Consider the following 19,969-nt stretch of genomic DNA (forward strand, 5'->3'; position numbering starts at 1 on the left):
ACAAAAGTATAAAGCCTGTTTTTAGAGTTAATAATTGCACTTAATTAAACAGTCGTTAAAAACTTCGATATGTTTCAATTAGACTTAAATATAATTATATTTGAAAGTAAACGAAAGTAAAGAAAATTTAATGAAAGAGAATATCTATTCAAGGAATTCTATAATCGATGGTATAGAAAATACTTCAAAATGGCAGGTTATAGTTATTGGAGGAGGAGCTACCGGTTTAGGAATAGCCTTGGATAGTGTTACGCGAGGATATAAAACTCTATTGCTGGAACAGGTAGATTATGCAAAGGGGACTTCCAGCCGTAGCACGAAATTAGTACATGGAGGTGTTCGCTATCTTGCCCAGGGTGATATTGGCTTAGTGATGGAGGCCCTTTACGAAAGAGGATTGCTTTCTAAGAATGCTCCGCATTTAGTGGAGAATAGAACCTTTGTGATTCCAAATTACAGGTGGTTCGATAGCTTTTATTATACTTTGGGTCTTAAAACTTACGACCTACTTGCCTGGAAATTAAGTCTTGGAAAATAAACTCATATAAGTAAAGAAGAAACAATTAAGCGATTGTCTAACTTAAGGGTCGATGGGCTAAGGGGAGGAGTAATTTATAAGGATGGGCAGTTTGATGATGCCAGGCTGGCCATAAATATAGCTCAAACCTGTATAGAAAATGGAGCGACCCTTTTAAATCACTTTAAAGTTATCGATCTTCTTGAGAATGAAAAGGGTGATATTTCAGGGGTGTCTGCAATAAATACCGAAACTGGCAAGACATATCAATTTAACGGTGAATTGGTTGTTAATGCCACCGGTGTTTTTGCTGATGATATTCTAAGAATGGAAGACTCTAATGCTAAAAAGACCATCGTTCCTAGCCAGGGAGTTCATCTTGTACTTGATAAATCTTTTTTACCGGGAGAAGATGCGATCATGATTCCGAAAACTGAAGATGGGCGAGTACTATTTGTAATTCCGTGGCATAATAAAGTTTTGGTGGGAACTACAGATACAAATCTGGAAAGCCATAGTCTTGAACCGCAACCTTTAGAAAAGGAAGTTGATTTCATTTTAAATACCTTTAATAACTACAATACCAAAAGGGCAACCAGGTCTGATATTAAAAGCATTTTTGCCGGTTTGCGTCCGCTTGCTGCGCCCAAGGACAAATCTGAAGAAAGTAAAGAGATATCCAGAAGTCATAAGATTATCGTTTCGGATTCTGGATTGATCACGGTAACTGGCGGAAAATGGACCACTTATAGAAGAATGGCAGAAGATACCATAGACAAAGCAATTTCTTTAGGTAAACTTCCTGCTAAAGAGTGCAGGACCAAAGAATTGAAATTACATGGGGCTATAGAGAATTCTAAGAAAAATGGTCATTTGCAATTCTATGGTAGTGACAGGCCAGAAATTGAAAGATTGATCTCAGATAAACCCGCATTAGGTGATCTGTTAGATAAAAGGTTACCATTTGTAAAAGCCGAAGTGATCTGGGCCGTGCGTTTTGAAATGGCGAGGACTGTTGAAGATGTTCTTGCCAGAAGGGTAAGAGCATTATTTCTTGATGCCGAAGCAGCTATTGATATGGCACCGGAGGTCGCCCGTTTAATTGCAGATGAGTTAGAGAAAGATGAGAAATGGGAAGATGACCAGATAAATGAATTTACTGCTTTGGCCAGGCGTTATACCTGTAGTTAAAGAGATTCCTTACATTAATAACCGGGTTCTTGTTTTTTAGGGCCTAAATTCAATATCTATGGAACAGTATATTTTAGCTTTAGATCAGGGAACTACAAGTTCACGCGCAATAGTTTTTGATAAAAAAGGAAGTATAGTTTCCATAGCTCAGAAGGAATTCAGGCAACATTTTCCAAAACCAGGATGGGTAGAACATGATCCCGACGAAATTTGGTCTACTCAGGCTGGAGTTGCTGCTGAAGCAACTACGAAAAAAGGACTTAATGGTGAAAATATAGCTGCAATAGGAATTACGAATCAGAGAGAAACAGTGGTTGTCTGGGACCGAAAAACTGGTAAGGCCGTATATAATGCGATCGTGTGGCAGGATAAACGTACGGCAGATTATTGTGAGCAGCTCAAGAAGAATGGAGATGGTGAAATGATTCAGCAAAAGACCGGCCTGGTGATCGATGCTTATTTTTCCGGCACAAAAGTACAATGGATCCTGGATAATGTTGAAGGAGTTAGGGAAAGGGCTGAAGCAGGAGAACTTGCTATGGGAACGATCGATAGCTGGATCATTTGGAATTTCACTAAAGGGGAACTTCATATTACTGATGTTACCAATGCTTCCCGTACTTTATTATTCAATATAAATACCATGAATTGGGATGACGAACTTCTAAAGTTCTTCAATATTCCTAAAAGTATGTTGCCAGAAGTAAAGGATTCAAGCGAAATCTATGGGATAACCAAAACAACTGTTTTTGCATCTAAGATCCCAATTGCCGGTATCGCCGGAGATCAAATGGCAGCATTGTTTGGCCAGATGTGTACCAAAAAAGGAATGGTTAAAAGTACTTATGGTACCGGTTGTTTTATGTTGATGAATATCGGAAAGAAACCTATTTTTTCTAAAAATAATCTATTAACTACTGTAGCCTGGAGAATTAACGGGAAAACGCATTATGCTCTTGAAGGAAGTATTTTTATTGGCGGAGCTGTTGTTCAATGGTTGCGTGATGGACTCGGAATTATAAGAAGGTCTTCAGATGTAGAATGGTTGGCTGCTTCTGTAGATAGTACAGATGGAGTATATTTTATTCCATCATTTGTTGGCCTGGGAGCGCCATATTGGAACCAGAAGGCCCAAGGAACGATCTTTGGGATTAGCCGTGGAACTACAGATGCACATATAGCCAGGGCCTCTGTAGAAGCTATCGCTTATCAAACCATGGATATACTTAAAGCGATGCAGGCAGATTCAGAGATTCAGATCAAAGAGGTTAGGGTAGATGGTGGTGCAGCAGTAAATGATACATTGATGCAATTTCAGGCAGATGTGCTGGATTCTATCACCATAAGGCCTAAGATCACTGAAACTACAGCTCTTGGAGCTGCTTACCTGGCAGGACTCGCCGTTGGTTACTGGGAAAGTGAGGAACAGATTCGGGAAATGTGGCAGGAAGAGATCCGTTTCAATCCGGTGGAGGACAGGGAGAATATTAAGGTGAAAATAAATGGTTGGTACAATGCTGTAAAAGCACTGGAGCACTGGACAACCCTCTAGACAAAAACAGGTAAATTATGACTCCATTCGTCGCTGAAATTTTAGGCACAGGTATACTCATTCTTCTTGGTGGGGGTAATGTGGCTAATGACATTCTGAAGAAAACAAAAGGGAATGGAGGTGGATGGTTAAGTATTACTACTGCTTGGGGACTTGCTGTATTTGCGGGTGTGGTCATAGCAGGACCGTATAGCGGAGCGCATATTAATCCCGCGGTATCAATTGGACTTGCCGTAGCTGGCTTATTCCCGTGGTCTGAAGTACCTATTTATATTGCAGCACAAATGATTGGAGCAATGTTAGGATCTTCCCTTGTTTACGTCATGTATAAAGATCATTTTGATGTGACGGAAAATGGAAATCTTAAAAGGGCTGTTTTTTGTACTGAACCTGCTATTCCCAATAACTTCCGGAATATTCTTAGTGAGATATTAGGAACCTTTGTCCTGCTTTTCTGTGTGTTTTATTTTTCAGAAGCACAGATCAATGACGGTTCGGGCACCACGGTTGGGCTTGGTTCACTTGGGGCAATTCCTGTGGCTTTCGTAGTCTGGGGAATTGGTCTTTCCCTTGGTGGCACTACAGGATATGCCATTAATCCCGCTAGGGATCTTGGTCCAAGGATCATGCATGCTATTCTACCAATAAAAGGTAAAATAGACAGTGGCTGGAACTATTCCTGGATACCAATTGTGGGCCCTTTAATAGGTTCTATTATCGCTGCTGGATTGTTTCTAGTATTATGATTTAATAGAATGATTTAAACCTCAAGAAAAACTTCGCTCTTTATGATAAGCCTTATCAATTCCATTGAGTTCGGTTGCCTCATCTACTCTGGTACCTCTTGTAAGGAATCCGGTTATTTTATATAGAATAAAAGTTCCTGTAAGTGAATAAATTATGGTCACTAAAATTACTGTTATTTGAGGAATCATTTGATAGGGATTGCCGTAGAATAAACCTGCTGCTCCATTTATAGAAGGATCAGCAAAAAGGCCGGTAGCCAGGGCGCCCCAAATACCCACCAGGCCATGAATTCCAAAAACATCCAGCGTATCATCGTAGTTCAAAGCCTTTTTCAAGTGTACCACTCCATAGTAACCCACCAATCCAGAGACAAGTCCAATTATCAAAGCTCCATCTATGCCCACATAACCTGCCGCAGGAGTAATTCCCACCAAGCCGGAGATCGCACCAGAGGCCAATCCTAAAATTGAAGGTTTTTTCTTTAAATACCATTCTAAAGCCATCCACGCGAGTCCTCCAGCGCACGCAGCAACATTGGTAACTAGCAAGGCATTCGCAGCAATGCCGTCTGCCGCAAGCTGACTGCCAGCATTAAAACCGAACCAGCCAAACCATAAAAGCGCAGAGCCTAAAATGGTCAATTTTGAAGAAGAAGGGGAAGCCTCGAATAAATTTTTCTCTTTCCTTTTTCCCAGTAAAATTGATAATAGTAAACCTGCAACTCCGGCATTTATATGAATCACAGTGCCGCCTGCAAAATCAAGATCTCCCAATCCATTTAACAATCCTTCTCCCCAAATCATCCTAACCAGAGGCGCATAAACGAATAACACCCAAAGAATAGAAAATATGATCCAGCTTTTAAATTTCAAACGTCCAACTACCGACCCGCAAACTAGGGCAACAGCAATAGCGGCAAAAACACCCTGAAAGGCGACGAACAACATTTCTGGAATAGACCCAACTAACTGATCTATAGGAATATTTTTCAAAAACAGATTTTTTATCGATCCAAAAATGGGATGCCCTTCTGGTCCAAAAGCAATGCTGTAACCAGCAACTACCCATACAATAGTGGCCAGGCAAAACGCGACATAGCTCATCCCAACCGTATTCATTACATTTTTTTTATTGGACAATCCTCCATAAAAAAGTGCCAGGCCTGCCGGCGTCATTAGCATTACCAGTGCTGTTGCAATTAGCACCCAAGCGGTATCTCCTGAATTCATCATTTCTTTCTTATTTTTTAGTAACTAAAACTTTAGACGTGTTGTGATCTTTATTTTGAGATTTGATCGCTTCCTCAAGCAGGCTTACGATGTCTTTATTTTTAAATTTCTTAGCATCGTCTAAAGGAGTATTCCCCCAGCGATCTTTTGGCGATAACTGGACTTCTTTCTGAATAAAATGCCTGACCACCTCAATTTGATCTTCACAGGCTGCCAGGTGAAGCGGCGTGCGCCCATCATAATCGGAGATATTTGGATTCACTCCTTCAGCCTCTAATCTTAATATTTCATCCAGGTCTCCATGACTGGAAGATCTTATTAACTCCATAACTTTTGAAGCCATCAATTCATTTTCCTTTTTTCGAGGATTCACCTTCGATGAATTTCCCGTAAGCGAATCGTATTGATGAAAACTGAAACGTTCCACAAGGCGTTCGCAGAATTCCACACCTCGAACACTATTACCTACTTCATCTAATCTTGGCGACCAGATGCTTATTCCCATAAGATTTGGAATTACCAGCATAAGTGCTCCAGAAACTCCACTTTTGGCAGGTAATCCTATTTTAAAAGCAAATTCACCGGAAAAATCGTACATCCCGCAGCTTAACATTAGGGAAAGGCAATTCTGAACTGTAGAAGACTTGAAAATTGCTTTTCCGGTTAATGGATTTGTGCCTGCGTTTGCGAGAGTAGCTGCGGCAACCGAAAGATCATATGAACTGGATTCAATTGAACAACATTGAAAATAAAATTCCAGCGTTTCCGTAAGATTTGTGTTTTCTGGAAAGGCATTTTTTTCCCGCATGAAGTACGCTAAGGCGAAATTTCTATCTGCGGTTTGACGTTCAGATAAATAAACCGAGTTATTGAAACTCATCTTTTTTCCGCCGCAGAGCGCCTCCCAGGTTTTGTTTACTTTATCAAAACGATCGGCACTATTGTTTTTATTATCAATAAGCGAACAGCTCATCATTGCCCCTGCGTTTATCATAGGATTATGGGGCAGACCTTTAAGATTCAGGGCCAATTCATTAAAAGATTGCCCGCTGGGCTCACGGCCTACATGCGTATGTACTTTTTCCTCTCCCAACTCCTCCAGAGCCATACAGTAATTTATAGGCTTACAAGAGGATTGCAGGCAGAAATTGGTGTTTGAATCTCCAATGGAATATCGTTGACCGTCTACCGTACAAATTGAAATAGCAAACTGCTCAGGATCTACCCTCGCTAATTGAGGGATATAATCGGCTACTTTCCCTCCTTTATTTCTTTGAGTATCCAGAAAAATATCCTGAATTTGTTGACAGAAAGCTTCAAAATCTGGGATAACCAGGTTTTTCGAAAGTGATTTCTTAATCAATGCATTCTGCTGAAGAATTTCGTTGAATTCGGTTTTGGCTATTTGATTTCCTTTATTGATCTGCTGTCTAAAATGTGGCAGGTCTAAAAGTTCCCTCAATCTCGGATCATCCTGGAGAATACCAGCTCCAGATAACTGACTCAAAAATTTATGTGGATCTATGCTGTTTTTGCCTTCAGGATCCAGCATTCTAAAAAGTGAATCAGCAGCATTACTATCAATTTGTGTAGTGGTAATCATATCTAATATTTTTAAGAAAAAAAAGGCTGCCCGGGCTATAAAATCATAATCCTACTAATGAAAAATTTAAATCTACAGGCAACCTTTTCTCATTAACCCTTGATCACTGAATTTTAATAAGCCAATTCTTTTTCAGTTACCGTTTCAACGATTTTAGATGTGATTAGGTAAGGGCATGCATTAGAAGCTGGACGCCTGTCTTCCAAATAACCTTTCCAGTCATTTTCTACTGTTGTAATAGGAATTCTAATTGAAGCTCCACGATCACTTACTCCAAATGAAAATTGATCTATAGATTGAGTTTCATGTAGCCCTGTTAACCTTTCATGGTTCATAGAACCGTAGTTTGCAATATGATCCTCATGTGTGATATCTAAATTCTTAAGGATATTCTTGAAATATTCTTCCCCGCCGACAGATCTCATTTGTTCATTAGAGAAGTTGGCGTGCATTCCAGAACCATTCCAATCGCCTTTTACCGGTTTAGGGTGTAATTCGATTTCCAGACCATGCTTTTCAGCAACTCTAAAAAGTAAATATCTCGCCAACCATAGATCATCTGAAGCTGCTTTTGCACTTTTTCCTAATAGTTGAAATTCCCATTGACCCACCATTACTTCGGCATTTATCCCGGTAATATTTAGACCACAAGCCAGGCAAAGGTCAAGGTGTTCTTCTACAAAATCACGGGCAACCACGTTCTTGGTGCCAATACCACAATAATATTTGCCCTGAGGTGCCGGATATCCTTCAGTTGGGAAACCTAAGGGAAGCCCGTTTTTAGTAATAACGTATTCCTGTTCAAAACCGAACCAGAAGTCTAAAGCATCTTCATATTTGGCCCTGTTATTTGTCTTATGAGGTGTAAGGTCTGCATTGAAAACTTCACACATTACAAGATACCCGTTATCTCGGCCTGCATCTTTCCAGACTTTTACCGGTTTCAAAATACAATCTGAAGAACTACCTGCAGCCTGCTGGGTTGAACTCCCATCATAAGACCATAGAGGCAGGTTTTTTAGGGAAGGTTCTTCCTCTCCTGAAATAATCTTTGTCTTACTTCTTAAGTTGGCTTCCGGTTTATAACCATCGAGCCAGATGTACTCACATTTAAACGTTTTCATAATTATTGATTTTTAAAATTGAACATAGTTGTGCGATGTTTTCTTCTTGTATTCCATGTGGTTCTTATGGATGATTTAGTTTTTACTCTTAAGTGATCATTTGTTCTCATAATTTTTTTTTTAATGATGATCGATGAATTTTATAAATAAGTGAGAAAGGAAGGCTCTTCCTTCTTAGGATTTGAATTTTTAAATTGCTGGTTTTTGAATTTAGGACCTGTAACAATCGTCCTTTCGGATGGTATAAACTGGTAGGTATCACAATCATCCTTCTTACTATAGCTATTTTTAGCTTTAGGCCCGGTTACAGGCTTGTGATTATGATTTTTAAGAATTATCTGCGTGTTAAAATTATGACCTACCCAGTTTTTATGATTTTTAGCTTTGGGCCCGGTTATATTTTTCTCTTGGGAAAATGAGAACAAACCTATTAAGCTGAATACTAATGTGATAAGAATATTGGATTTCATTATGTCAGGTATTTTTATTGATTTTTACCTGGACAAATGTAGATTGAATAAGAGCCTTTTTATTAGAACTAAACCGTCGAAAAAATCAACATTCCCGACATTCGTAATAACAATTCCGACAGGCTATTACATTTCCGACAGATCATATGTAAAAAACTGAAAAACAAAACCTTAAAACAATTTCTATTCAGCATTTAAAAGAAAAAAGAGTAGCTTTTTTTTTAGTCTGAAAACAAAAAAAGAGTCCCATAGAAGGATATTTTTTACAACTCCTTTTGTTGAAAAGCTGATGGAGTAATTCCGAATTCTTTTTTAAAGGATTTTGAAAAATAGGAAGGATTGGAGAAACCTGTTTGGTAGGCAATTTCAGCAATATTATGTTTTCCTTCCAGAAGAAGTTCCTTGGCGCGGTGAAGGCGAACAGAAGAGATTAACTGTATGGGAGATTTGTTGGTAATTGCTTTAAGCTTTCGCTGTAACTGTCTATCACTAATCGCTAATTCATTACACAGGATCTCCACACTAAAAAATTCATCCCCAAGATGATCATCTATATGCTGGAGCACATTTTCCAGAAATGAATCGTTTTTAGGAAGTTGGAATTGATAAGGAGTATCGTGTTGCAGATCTAGTTTGGATTCATCTACAACTGAATACAGAATTATTGGTTCACCTGTGTTGGCTTCAAATATGGTTTTATTTTGATTAAAGCTCAAACCTGCCCCAGAAAGAAGGTATTTTACTGTTTGAGTAACCAAAATCTGATTTGGATTGGCCTGCTCTAGTATAGACTCTATGGTTAGATTTGTTTCTCTGCTTATAAAATGGGCTTCGTCTACAGGAGATTCCTTAATATGAACACCTAAAACAAGTTGGGCGTTTAAGGTTTTTGCGGTTTCAATTAGACCAAGGCCGCAATTTACAGCCTTACTGGGGCCTTCAAAAGTAGCTATGAATGTTTGCCCATCGCTTTCAATAACTTTTCCGCGATACTGCTCTACGTATTGGGTAAAAAATTCTAGCTGACCTTGGTTAAGCCTTTGATCTGAAATGATCTTTGCAGCCCCAATGGTGAAAAGTTGCTGCTCATGATTTTCAACGGTAAATTCATTTAAAATAAAGGCTTTCATATGATCCAGGACTTCTTTCGTATTACCTACCCAAAAAAGATGGTCGTCACCTTCCAGTTCTACAAACCTGGCTCCTTCAATTCTTTCGGCAATAAATCTTCCCTCTTCAATTTTCACATCGATATCGTTAGTGCGCTGCATGATGAGGGTAGGGACTTTGATGGATCCTAGAATATCAATGATATCTACCTCGGTATTCATTTTAGTTAGCACTAGAGCTGCACTAGGGCTGGCACCAGAGCGAAGATAATTTGCCAGCCAGTCCATAAAGACCTTATCATTCGCTTTGGAAGGCGCAAGAGACTCTAAGTTCATTTCTCCGCTTCCCCAGCTATTTTCGATCATGTCATAAACCACCTGACGCTCTTCATTGGTAGGCGCCCAGGGATAATTTGGCGAATAGATTCGCTTAGCAAATATTCCAAAAGTGATAAGAGAAATAGTACGTTTTGGATAGGTTGCTGCAAATAATGCCGAAACAGATCCTCCTTCTGAATGACCAAATAATACAGCTTTTTCTGAACCCACAGCATCCATCACCGCGCGAAGATCATCCATTCGTTCCTCTAAAGTAGAAAGCTCGGTAACACGATCTGAAAGTCCGGTTCCTCGTTTATCGAATAAAATAACACGGGCTATTTTACCTAGTTCAGTAAAAAAATTGACCAGTTCCGGACATCCCCACATCCAGTCTATATTCGAAACCCATCCTGGGATATACACAAGGTCTATAGCACCCGATCCAAAAACCTGATAGGCGATATTGATACGCGAATTTTTGGTGTATTGAGTTGTGGGTTTCATTGAATTGATGTTCGTTTTGCTGAATATTATTTGTAAATACTAAGCTTAAAATCTGTAAGGGACTTATTTTTAAAATTTTGTAATAAGTTTAATTTTATAAATGTAATATTAAGAAAACAACATTTTTCTATTCTATTCAGTTTATATTAAATTTTTCAGTCCTTTATAATTTCTCAAATCTTCTTTTCTAAATTAAGATTGTTACAGACAATCATTTCGGAAATACTTTAGATAAGGATTCAATGTGATTTGATAATGGTCTTGATCCGGGGGGAGTCCAGAAGGATTTGGAGAGCCAATGTTTTCCGTAATATTTTGGCATAAAAAAAGCCTCACATTCAAAAAATGTAAGGCTTTTGGTCGGGGTGGCAGGATTACCTCCCTGTTGTCGGTGATCCTGAGTTTGGTATTGTTGCTCATCAAAATCCAATCAGGCTTCACCCTTTGTCTTTTTTGTTCGTTTCCAATCTGAAGTAAACTTCGATTTTCTCCAAACAAAAAATCCAACCACGATGTGTGATTGGATTTTTATGGTCGGGGTGGCAGGATAATTTATTTTTGTACAAACGCCCTAACCACAATACTTTCACTGTTAACTATTTTGATGTTTCACCGAATGATTCACCAAACTTCATAAAACAAAGAGAGTTCATTTTATTTGCTCGCCTTTGTGGTATAAAGATATGATTTTCTATAAAATAGCCCCTTCAAAAAACTACTTTTCCGAGTCTCTACTATTTTTCTTTAAAGATGCTAATGGACAAGATTTAGAAGTTAGCCGGACTGCATAAGCCGGGCTTCTCCTTCACCCTTTTATAAGTCCTTAATTGAGTTACTTTTTAATTTGAAACATCCATTTTTATTGCCGCTTAGATGTTGGATTAAATTTTTCATTAAAGCTAGTTATTAAAGATGAAGAAGTAAATTATTCCTGACAAAATGCTCACAGCAATGGTTTTTAGCATGTCCCATTTAAGGATGAAATAAACAAATGCAGCAATAATTCCAATTACCATTGAAGGAATATTAATGGTTTCCCATTTCGGAATTAACCATCTTATTCCGTATGAGTGGCTTTCATTTACTCGTCCAAAAAGTGTATAGATAGCAAACCAAACCCCAAGATTGAGTACAACGCCTACGACTGCAGCCGTAATTCCTGACAAGGCAGTGGTTAGGTTTTTATTGCCCCGGAGGTATTCAATATAGGGTGCGCCGGTAAATATAAACAGGAAGCAGGGAATAAAAGTTGTCCAGGTCACCAAAAAGGAAGCTAAGATGCCGGCCATAAGAGGATCCATCGTACCAGATAAGCGATAAGCTCCCATAAACCCAACAAATTGAACGACCTGGATGAGGGGGCCCGGTGTTGTTTCTGCCATTCCCAGACCGTCCAGCATTTCCCCACTTCTTAGCCAGCCATAATCTTCCACTGCTTTTTGAGCAATATAGGCCAAGACTGCATAAGCTCCTCCAAACGTAACCACTGCCGTTTTACTGAAAAATATCCCTTCTGAGAAGAAAATGTTCTCCGTTCCAATCCACATGGCGATCAGTATCAACGGTAGTGCCCATAAACTTAAAAAGAGGAATATGGTTTTCAGGCTTTTTACAAGAGACGGCTTTACCGGCTGGATATAGCTGTCTATATAAAAGGCATTATCTTCATCCCTTTTTTCTCTATGTCCCTTTATTACATGAAATTTTTCTTCCCAAAGTTTTCCGCCTATAAAACCTATTAACCCAGCAGCCAGAACAATATAAGGAAAGTCGATCTGGAAGAAAAAAATAGCGATAAAAGCGAGTACTGCCATACTCACCATGACCTCATTTTTTAGGGCTCTTTTCCCTATTTTGATGACTGCACCAATAACGATGGCCAATACAGCAGGTTTAATGCCAAAAAAAATGGCTTCTACAATTCCTATATCCCGGTATGCTGCATAGAGAATACTAAGGATTAATATGGAGATAAAACCTGGTAGGACAAATAATATCCCCGCAACCAGTCCTCCCTTGTTTCTGTGAAGCAACCAGCCGATATAGGTAGCTAGTTGCTGTGCTTCTGGTCCCGGCAATAACATGCAGTAATTGAGAGCATGTAGAAAACGGCTCTCACTGATCCACTTTTTTCTTCTACCAATATTTTATGCATTACTGCAATTTGCCCAGCTGGTCCTCCGAAACTGTGGATAGCTACTTTCACCCATACTCTCAGGGCTTCCTTGAAAGGTAATTTTTCCAATTATCGAAGTTTAATGGCGGTGTTATATCTATCTGCTACATTATCCCAATCAATAATATCTAACACAGTATCTACAAAATCTCCTCTTTTATTTTTATGCTTTAAATAATAGGCGTGTTCCCATACATCTATTACCAAAATAGGAATAACCCCCCATTGTGTTAATTTTTGATGGTTTTCACATTGCAAAAGTGTAAGGGACTGTGAGTAAGGCTGATAACCTAAAATACCCCAACCACTGCCCTCAACACTTTTGGAAACTTTGGCTATGTATGCTTGGAGTTTATCAAACGAACCAAAATCTTTTTCTATCTGTTTTAATAAATCTGCTTTTGGCTTGGTTAATTTATTGGACAGGTTAGTCCAGAAAATAGAATGAAGTACGTGGCTTGAAAAATGATAGGCTAATTTCCTTGTCCATAAATCGACCATTTCCATTTCACCAGACTTAAGGTGCTTTTTAATATTGTCGAGATCTTTATTAGCTCCTTTTACCGCTCCACCATGATGAAATTCGTAATGTAGATGCAGAGTTTCTTCATCCATATGAGGTTCCAGAAAGGTTTTATTGTAAGGTAGCGACTTCTGAATAAAATTACCATTGTTATCTACTAATTTATCAATACCATTTTCATTCACACCTCGAGAAAAAACGTTATTAACGGGGAGGATAGTTGCACTACCCAATATTGTTGAATTTTTTATAAAATCTTTTCGGTCCATTTGCATTTATATTTAAAAGTTAATTAATGATTTTTCTGGCCTTATTTTAAAATAGAATACTAAACTCCAAATTCCGGGATCTCATTGCCAAAAAACGAACAGCAATGGGCATAGAAAGAAAAATTTGAATCTAATACGTATCAAAAGTAACAAGGAAACATATTCAAGTATTTCTTCTTATTTTTCCTCTTTATTAATCCAGAGGATGGTAAAAGATTAAGAGCTGAGATCTACACAAGTCGAAATTCTTCTTGGCAGCCCTCAGCTTCTATAAAAGGTCTGAAATCCTTTAGATTTTATTAGTTGAAGCATTATCGATGATCATCTTCACCATCTTTGTGGCTTTTCTCTTTTTTGAGCACTAATTTTCCTTCCGGACTAAAATAAAGTTCATAATAGGTTTCATCTTCGTTTTCGACCTCAAGCTCATACATAGTGCCCTTATTGGTCTCAACCTTTTCCACCTCCTCTATTTCCCATTCGGCGTATTCCGAGTTCTTAAAAGCATCCTTTACGGCTTCGGGTAGTTCAGAGAACTCAATGGACTTTTCACTTAACTCTTTGATCTCCGATTGGGCAGTTGCTGTAGCCACATTACCTCCTATAAAAAGTAAGGAGAATAATAAAATGCGAAATAAATTTTTACTTGTTTTCATAACAATAAGATTTTAAAATTAAACATTTATTGAAATTGAAATTTAAAAAACAACTCTGTAGAAATTTTGGAGAATCAGAAATATATTGTGAAAATGTGTTGATTCCCTTCGAAATTATATTTTAATTTCCAATTACTTTTATCGGCAATTTTAAAAGCAATTGATAACCCTAAGCCCCAAGATTCAGGATTATTAGAAGATTTATTAAATCTTTGGTACAGCCTTTTTTGACTTATACTTTTTTGATTGCCAGAATTGGTAACAACCAATTGTTTCTTGTCTAATTTTATGTCTACCATTCCATCTTCGACATTATGTAAAAAGGCATTTTTAAGCAAATTCTGGATGAGGATTTCGGTAAGCATCTTGTTTCCTGAAATTACAACCCTTTTTCTTATATTAATTTTCATTTTAATATTCAGGATATTTTTCTGTTCGTCATAATATTCCAGGGATCTGCCGATTATTCCATTGACATTAACCTCGTCCGTCATCAGGAACTGACTATTTTCTATTTTGGCCAGCAGTAAAAGGGTTTTGTTCAGTTTTTTTAGCCGTTGCGTAGAGCCAATGATACTGTCTACAATAGCTGCTTGTTCTGCGGTTAACGTGGTTCTGCTCACTAGCGCTTCCAATTTTGACTGAATTATGGATAAGGGTGTTTGCAATTCATGGGAGGCGTCTTCTATAAACTGCTTCTGATTTTCAAATACCTCCTTGTTTTTCCGGGTCAGCTCATTAACGGCTTCATTTAGCATCCGAAACTCATCTATATATGTAGATGGCAGTTCTTGTAGTTCCTGCTTATCCAATCGGAAAAGCCGAATTTTTTCGAGTATTCCAAAAAACGGCTTCCATATTTTTCGTGAGATAAAACGTTGGAATAAATAAAAAGACAATACTAACCCCAAAAATAAACTTCCGAGAGTAATAGCGATTGTACTGATCATTTCTGCCGCCTCCAGGTGGGGCTTTATTATTTCCAGCCGGTAATGTTCACCTTGTAATTTCGCAAAAGTGGTTAGTTTGCGGTATTCATCGAACTCATTATCAACAGGCTCATAAATAAGAGTGTCGGAGTAACTTTCGTAACTTTCCTGGAACACAGTTTCTGCAACAGTATAAAAAGTAAAATCGTCTAGCGGGTTGTCTTCTTTAAATGGAGCTTCAGGATTTTCTTCAAGATAAGCCAGCAGGTTGTCTTTGCGGTTATACAGTACTTCATCCACATTCTGAAGTACGTTCCAATTTAGTACCAGGTAAAACAATATTGAAAAAATCCCGAACAGGATCAGGAAAAAAAGTAATTGAATGCGGGAAGTGTAGGTAAGTAGTTTCATAAAGACTTAATTTGATAACCAATACCATAAATATTGCTTATTTCCACCTGTGCCCCGGCATCTTTTAATTTACGTTTTAGGTTTTGATTTGAGAGAATAAAAAATCAAAACTCTGTGCCTCATCTACATAATCTCCCCATATATATTCTGCCAATGAAACTTTGGTAAGTACCCGCTTGTGATTACTAATCAAGTGAGTGAGTATTGCATATTCTTTTTTAGTCAGAGAAAGTTTACTTTCAAGTTCATTGACTCCCACAATGTACTGATCTGGTTCGATTATAAGGTTTGAATAACGAACCAATTTATTAGTCTTAAATTGTTTCCTTCTGATAATTGCCTTTACACGGGCATTTAGTTCTGAAAAATAGAAGGGCTTAGTCAAATAGTCATCCGCCCCCAAGCCCAGTCCTTTTATTTTATCATCAAGGGAATTACGAGCAGAAAGGATAATTACTCCATCGGTTTTATCTGTTTTATGGAGAGCTTCAAGTAAATCGAACCCACTTCCATCAGGGAGATTGATGTCTAGGATAATACAATCATAATCATAGAGATTGATACGCTCAGCACCATCCCAATAATTGCCTGCGGTATCACAAGTAAACCCTTCCTCTATGGCAAAATCTTCAAGGCTTTTTAGCATTTCAGGTTCGTCTTCTATTATAAGCAGTTTCATAATTCCAAATTACAGAATTAATTCTGTAGAAATATTGCAAAGGATACTTTTGAAATTTTAATAACAATCAATATGTTTCTAGAGCTGTAGTTTTATATGCTTCCATTAATCCTGGAGCTTCGGCTGTTCAGATTAAAAATGCGATCTGAAGTGCTGCACTACCTACTTCTTTAAATGCCAAAATCTTATGACTTTAACAAAGTCCTATGTGGTAATTTTTGCCAAATAATACTTTATCATTCAAAAAAAGAAAACAAAGCAAGATGTGTCATTGTCATGACAATCTTGCTTTGCGCCCGGAGGTTGCAAAGAATAATTTGTATCTTTAAAATCACGGTAAACTTTTAATAAAGTTTATTCCACAAAGGGTCACCCCCCAAGTGGAATTAAAAGGGGAAATGCAGGTAAAAGCGTCATTTCCCTTTTTTCTTAACAAACTGCTCCTATTTCAATTCCAATCATAAAATTTATTATATTTTATAAATCACCTTAAAAACCAGTAACTATGGAATTTCAGAAATTAGAAGATGCGGTCTATATTCCTAAAATTAAAGGCTCTCCATTGGCAGATAAAGAGCATATTGAGTTTAATTATTATTTACACACCAAAACTCATGGAAATAAGGTAGACCTTGATTTAACCACTAAACTTTGTGATAATAAGATGGAATATAAATGCAAAAGCAGCTATCGAATTCCGATGGATCAAATCGAAAACTGTGTAAAAGCTAATTTGATTGATCATATGCGTACTTTGGGAATGAAAAGAAAGAATATTCCCAAATCCTTAATGCCATGAATGGAAAGGTAGTTTATTTAGCGACCAAACATTTCATAGTATTAGTTCGATAGATAGGGGGCTTTGATTCTACTAATTCTGATGTTTGGTTTCCACAATAAACATCTCTTTTTTCATTGCGACCATCGGGAGTAATCAAATATTTGAATACTAAAAAAGGGCCGTGACTGCAATAACAGAATTAACCCTTTTTTATCTTTGATTTTACTTTAAATGTATAATAAATAATATTTGAAAATTACTAGCAAAAAGTTAAAAGAGAAAACACTATTTACTTTTTTCATCTTGAGCATTTTCCGTTTGCTGTGAAAAAAAATACTGTAGATCAGGATGAACTGGTTTTTATTTATTTCTATTTACTTCTTCCAGCGCCATCGCATTACCTTTTGATGCTCCTAGCTTCAAGCTTTAAAATTATAGAGGAGCTATAAATAACAGAGTGGTTTATGGGCTCCGGTTAATTTTAAAGTTTGTCATTTTCGCATCGAAAGATAAGGTGATGAAAGAAGATAAAGAATTCTGAAATCCTGATCGGTGAATTTTAGTTACCGCCTAGTGAACTTAAAAAAATCTTTTTGATATTATTCTTTCAAACATTTAATAATCTAAGCTTTTTGGCTCGTGTCCAGGACAATTAGGAATGAACCTCTTTTGCTGAAACAGAGCTATTGGTTTTTTAGAAAACTCCAGGCCTACTTGCTTAATTGAAACCTTTTTTGGGCAAAATGGATACTATTTCATTATATACTGGCTATAGCCTTCCTTATTTTATAGGTCTTTTCAGATGGGTATATCCACTTGGGTGGATATACTATAGGATAGTTTAACTTATAAAACACTGAACAACAAATATTTATGAATTTAAGGAATCGAATAACATCGCGTAGCGTGTTACCGTCTTGCTATTCGATTTCGTCCCGCAGGCGGGACAAAATTTTTCATACATGTTGGTTTGTACCAACTGCTTTTTTGAAGGATTTAAAAATCCCGTTATTACTTTTTTTTCGAGTATTGTGCCTTCTTGGAAATTTTCGTGGATATCACTCGCGCATAAATCTGGGTTGTTACTATTTTGATATTCCCTAAAAGTTTAGATACTCCATAAACATCTCATTTTCTTCATGAGAACATCGGAAATAATCAAGATTGAGCCCACACATATTGTAATTAGCACGGAATTAATATATTAAGCTGATCCTAAATTGACAATACTAATTGGTAAAACGGCAATCGTCTCCATAAGAAAGAACTTAATTGCGACTTCAAATTATCATATGTTCAAACTAAAGATTGTACATTATTTAATTCTTATAATTGGTATAATTATGTCCCTTTTAGGATTAGGGCTATTTTTATACCTACTTCAAAGTCAATCATCTTTATTTTAATTTCTTTTTTAAACATTCCATATCACTGGATATTTTGGAATCAATCACCCTGGCATAGATCTGCGTAGTCGATAATTTAGTATGTCCTAATAACTTAGAGACCGTTTCAATTGGCACCCCGTTAGATAAAGTTATGGTGGTGGCAAAGGTATGCCTGGCAGAATGAAAGGTGATAGTCTTTTTATTTTCAGTTGCTGCATCACCTCTTTTAGGTATTTATTGACCTTTTGATTGGAACAAACAGGAAACAAATAATCACCTGATATAATTTGGTCCTTGTATTTATCTAATAAGATTTGCGCCTGGGGAAGTACAGGCACCTTTATAGTTTCTTCTGTTTTTTCCCGTTTGGTATAGATCCAGTTACTCCCATCAATTCCTTTTACAATCTGATGAAGGGTTAATTTTTTAATATCAACATAAGCAAGCCCCGTATAGCAAGAGAAAACAAAAATATCTTTTACTTTTTGCAAGCTACTTCTCGTAAATTCGGTCGTCTCTAATATTTGAAGCTCCCGTTTATTGAGATACTGCCGTTCATTTTTCTCAAACCGGAATTTAAAGTTGTCAAATGGATTTTTTACCAGCCATTCCAGTTTAATAGCCAGGTTAAGCATCTTCTTGAAACGTTCCAGGTGTTTCATGGTACCATTATTCCCACAGGTCTTGCGTGAAACTTTTGCCGAATAATTGCGTAAGAACTGTTCAAAGTCCGTTACAAACCGGTAATTGATCTGTTTAAGGTTAATATCATTGCATTTCAGTTTTTTATTTAAATACTCCTTTAAATAAGTTTCGGTCGTATAATAGTTTTTGAGGGTGCCGGGTTTTAATACATTCTTCATATTAGTATTATGATAATCCATCAGTTCCAGTAAAGTTTTGTGATGTTCATCCTTCCCATAGAAACGGGCTTTGATAGTCTGGGCGGAGATAACTTTATTCTCTGACGACAGCTGCTTATGGCAGTCTAACAGCTTATTGTAAACCTGGTCTAAGTACTGGTTTAGAATTCGTGATTTTGGAGCGGTTCCCCTGGCGCGTCCTTTTGAGGTATCCCATTGATTCACCGGAATTGATCTTTTCAGACTAATTTCGGAGCGTTTTCCATCAACAGTAATTCGGGCATAAATAAATAATTTCTTGGTCTCATCATGATGTTTTCGGACAAAGAATAATACGGAAAAGGTAGTGTAATCAGGCATTTCAAGCGTCTTTAATGAAACAATCAGTTCGCAAAGACGAAAATCAAACTAACTCAAATGCCTTAGGAAGTTACGGAATTATTTGTAAAAATTGATTCACCGAATGATTCACCAGACTTATGCTTTAAAATGATATTATTTGATATCCCTAAAAACAAAAAACACTGAAAATCAAGAGATTAACAGTGTTTTGTTTCCACTTATTAGGTGGTTCGTCGGGGTGGCAGGATTCGAACCTGCGGCCTCCTGCTCCCAAAGCAGGCGCGATAACCGGGCTACGCTACACCCCGAATAATTACAATTTATTTTTAGTCTTTTCCGATCCAAATCACTTTAAAAAAGCACCCGGGATGCGGAGGAAATTTATCCCAATTTTTCAGCCAGAAAAAGAGAATAAAAAACCGCAGACTAAAAATCTAGCGGAGAGACCGGGATTCGAACCCGGGCATCCAAGAAGGATGACAGCTTAGCAGGCTGCTGCATTACCACTCTGCCACCTCTCCGTTATTTAAGAACTTCGCAAGTATTTTTGCGGTTGCAAATGTAACTTTTACTTATGTACCTTCC

The 19,969-nt window shown here is 37.5% G+C and carries 15 protein-coding genes, 2 tRNA genes and 1 pseudogene; 4 read left to right on the forward strand and 14 right to left on the reverse strand.

The features are described 5' to 3' along the window. Window positions 1-130: 130 nt before the first annotated feature. From G3I01_RS12970 to G3I01_RS12980, 3 genes and pseudogenes are all read left to right on the forward strand, one after another. A pseudogene (locus G3I01_RS12970) lies at window positions 131-1,708 on the forward strand (glycerol-3-phosphate dehydrogenase/oxidase). Window positions 1,709-1,766: 58 nt separating this feature from the next. After that, a complete protein-coding gene (gene glpK, locus G3I01_RS12975; protein WP_219548550.1) occupies window positions 1,767-3,260 on the forward strand; it encodes a glycerol kinase GlpK in 1,494 nt (497 codons plus the stop codon). Window positions 3,261-3,277: 17 nt separating this feature from the next. Next, window positions 3,278-4,006, forward strand: coding sequence for an MIP/aquaporin family protein (locus G3I01_RS12980; RefSeq protein ID WP_219548552.1), 729 nt, complete (start codon window positions 3,278-3,280; stop codon window positions 4,004-4,006). A gap of 21 nt (window positions 4,007-4,027) precedes the next feature. Here G3I01_RS12980 and G3I01_RS12985 read toward each other — a convergent pair whose 3' ends face one another. The 10 genes from G3I01_RS12985 to G3I01_RS13030 all read right to left on the reverse strand — a co-directional run bounded on the left by G3I01_RS12985 (window position 4,028) and on the right by G3I01_RS13030 (window position 16,010). After that, entirely contained in the window at window positions 4,028-5,239 is a 1,212-nt protein-coding gene (locus tag G3I01_RS12985; RefSeq protein WP_219548554.1) for an ammonium transporter, read from the reverse strand. Window positions 5,240-5,246: 7 nt separating this feature from the next. Beyond that, window positions 5,247-6,839, reverse strand: a complete 1,593-nt coding sequence (gene glsA / locus G3I01_RS12990) for a glutaminase A (protein ID WP_219548556.1) — start codon at window positions 6,837-6,839, stop codon at window positions 5,247-5,249. Window positions 6,840-6,952: 113 nt separating this feature from the next. Then, window positions 6,953-7,963, reverse strand: coding sequence for a glutamine synthetase beta-grasp domain-containing protein (locus G3I01_RS12995; protein ID WP_219548558.1), 1,011 nt, complete (start codon window positions 7,961-7,963; stop codon window positions 6,953-6,955). A gap of 140 nt (window positions 7,964-8,103) precedes the next feature. After that, a complete protein-coding gene (locus G3I01_RS13000) occupies window positions 8,104-8,433 on the reverse strand; it encodes a hypothetical protein (RefSeq protein ID WP_219548561.1) in 330 nt (109 codons plus the stop codon). A gap of 263 nt (window positions 8,434-8,696) precedes the next feature. Next, complete coding sequence (locus G3I01_RS13005) at window positions 8,697-10,367, reverse strand: alpha/beta fold hydrolase (RefSeq protein WP_219548563.1); 1,671 nt, start codon at window positions 10,365-10,367, stop codon at window positions 8,697-8,699. Between the two features lie 899 nt (window positions 10,368-11,266). Then, window positions 11,267-12,451, reverse strand: coding sequence for a chromate efflux transporter (gene chrA, locus G3I01_RS13010; protein ID WP_257710591.1), 1,185 nt, complete (start codon window positions 12,449-12,451; stop codon window positions 11,267-11,269). Window positions 12,452-12,612: 161 nt separating this feature from the next. Next, on the reverse strand, window positions 12,613-13,335 hold the full coding sequence (locus G3I01_RS13015; protein ID WP_219548565.1) for a superoxide dismutase: 723 nt from the start codon (window positions 13,333-13,335) through the stop codon (window positions 12,613-12,615). 311 nt (window positions 13,336-13,646) lie between these two features. Continuing rightward, window positions 13,647-13,991: a PepSY-like domain-containing protein gene (locus G3I01_RS13020; protein WP_219548567.1), complete on the reverse strand. Its 345-nt coding sequence runs from the start codon at window positions 13,989-13,991 to the stop codon at window positions 13,647-13,649. Between the two features lie 74 nt (window positions 13,992-14,065). Next, a complete protein-coding gene (locus G3I01_RS13025) occupies window positions 14,066-15,331 on the reverse strand; it encodes a HAMP domain-containing sensor histidine kinase (RefSeq protein WP_219548569.1) in 1,266 nt (421 codons plus the stop codon). A gap of 76 nt (window positions 15,332-15,407) precedes the next feature. Continuing rightward, entirely contained in the window at window positions 15,408-16,010 is a 603-nt protein-coding gene (locus G3I01_RS13030) for a response regulator transcription factor (RefSeq protein ID WP_257710593.1), read from the reverse strand. 505 nt (window positions 16,011-16,515) lie between these two features. On the opposite strand from G3I01_RS13030, the gene G3I01_RS13035 reads away from it, so the two are divergent. Further along, window positions 16,516-16,809: a hypothetical protein gene (locus tag G3I01_RS13035; protein ID WP_219548572.1), complete on the forward strand. Its 294-nt coding sequence runs from the start codon at window positions 16,516-16,518 to the stop codon at window positions 16,807-16,809. Between the two features lie 1,379 nt (window positions 16,810-18,188). Here G3I01_RS13035 and G3I01_RS17220 read toward each other — a convergent pair. From G3I01_RS17220 to G3I01_RS13050, 4 genes are all read right to left on the reverse strand, one after another. After that, window positions 18,189-18,413, reverse strand: coding sequence for a tyrosine-type recombinase/integrase (locus G3I01_RS17220; RefSeq protein ID WP_347709011.1), 225 nt, complete (start codon window positions 18,411-18,413; stop codon window positions 18,189-18,191). Then, window positions 18,329-19,402, reverse strand: coding sequence for a site-specific integrase (locus G3I01_RS13040; RefSeq protein WP_347708992.1), 1,074 nt, complete (start codon window positions 19,400-19,402; stop codon window positions 18,329-18,331). The genes G3I01_RS17220 and G3I01_RS13040 overlap by 85 nt, the downstream gene beginning before the upstream one ends. Window positions 19,403-19,617: 215 nt before the next feature. After that, window positions 19,618-19,692, reverse strand: a tRNA-Pro gene (locus G3I01_RS13045). A 130-nt stretch (window positions 19,693-19,822) separates the two neighbouring features. After that, window positions 19,823-19,905 (reverse strand) — tRNA-Ser (locus G3I01_RS13050). Between the last annotated feature and the right edge of the window lie 64 nt (window positions 19,906-19,969).

Source organism: Gramella sp. MT6 (assembly GCF_019357415.1).
Classification (GTDB): Bacteria; Bacteroidota; Bacteroidia; order Flavobacteriales; family Flavobacteriaceae; genus Christiangramia.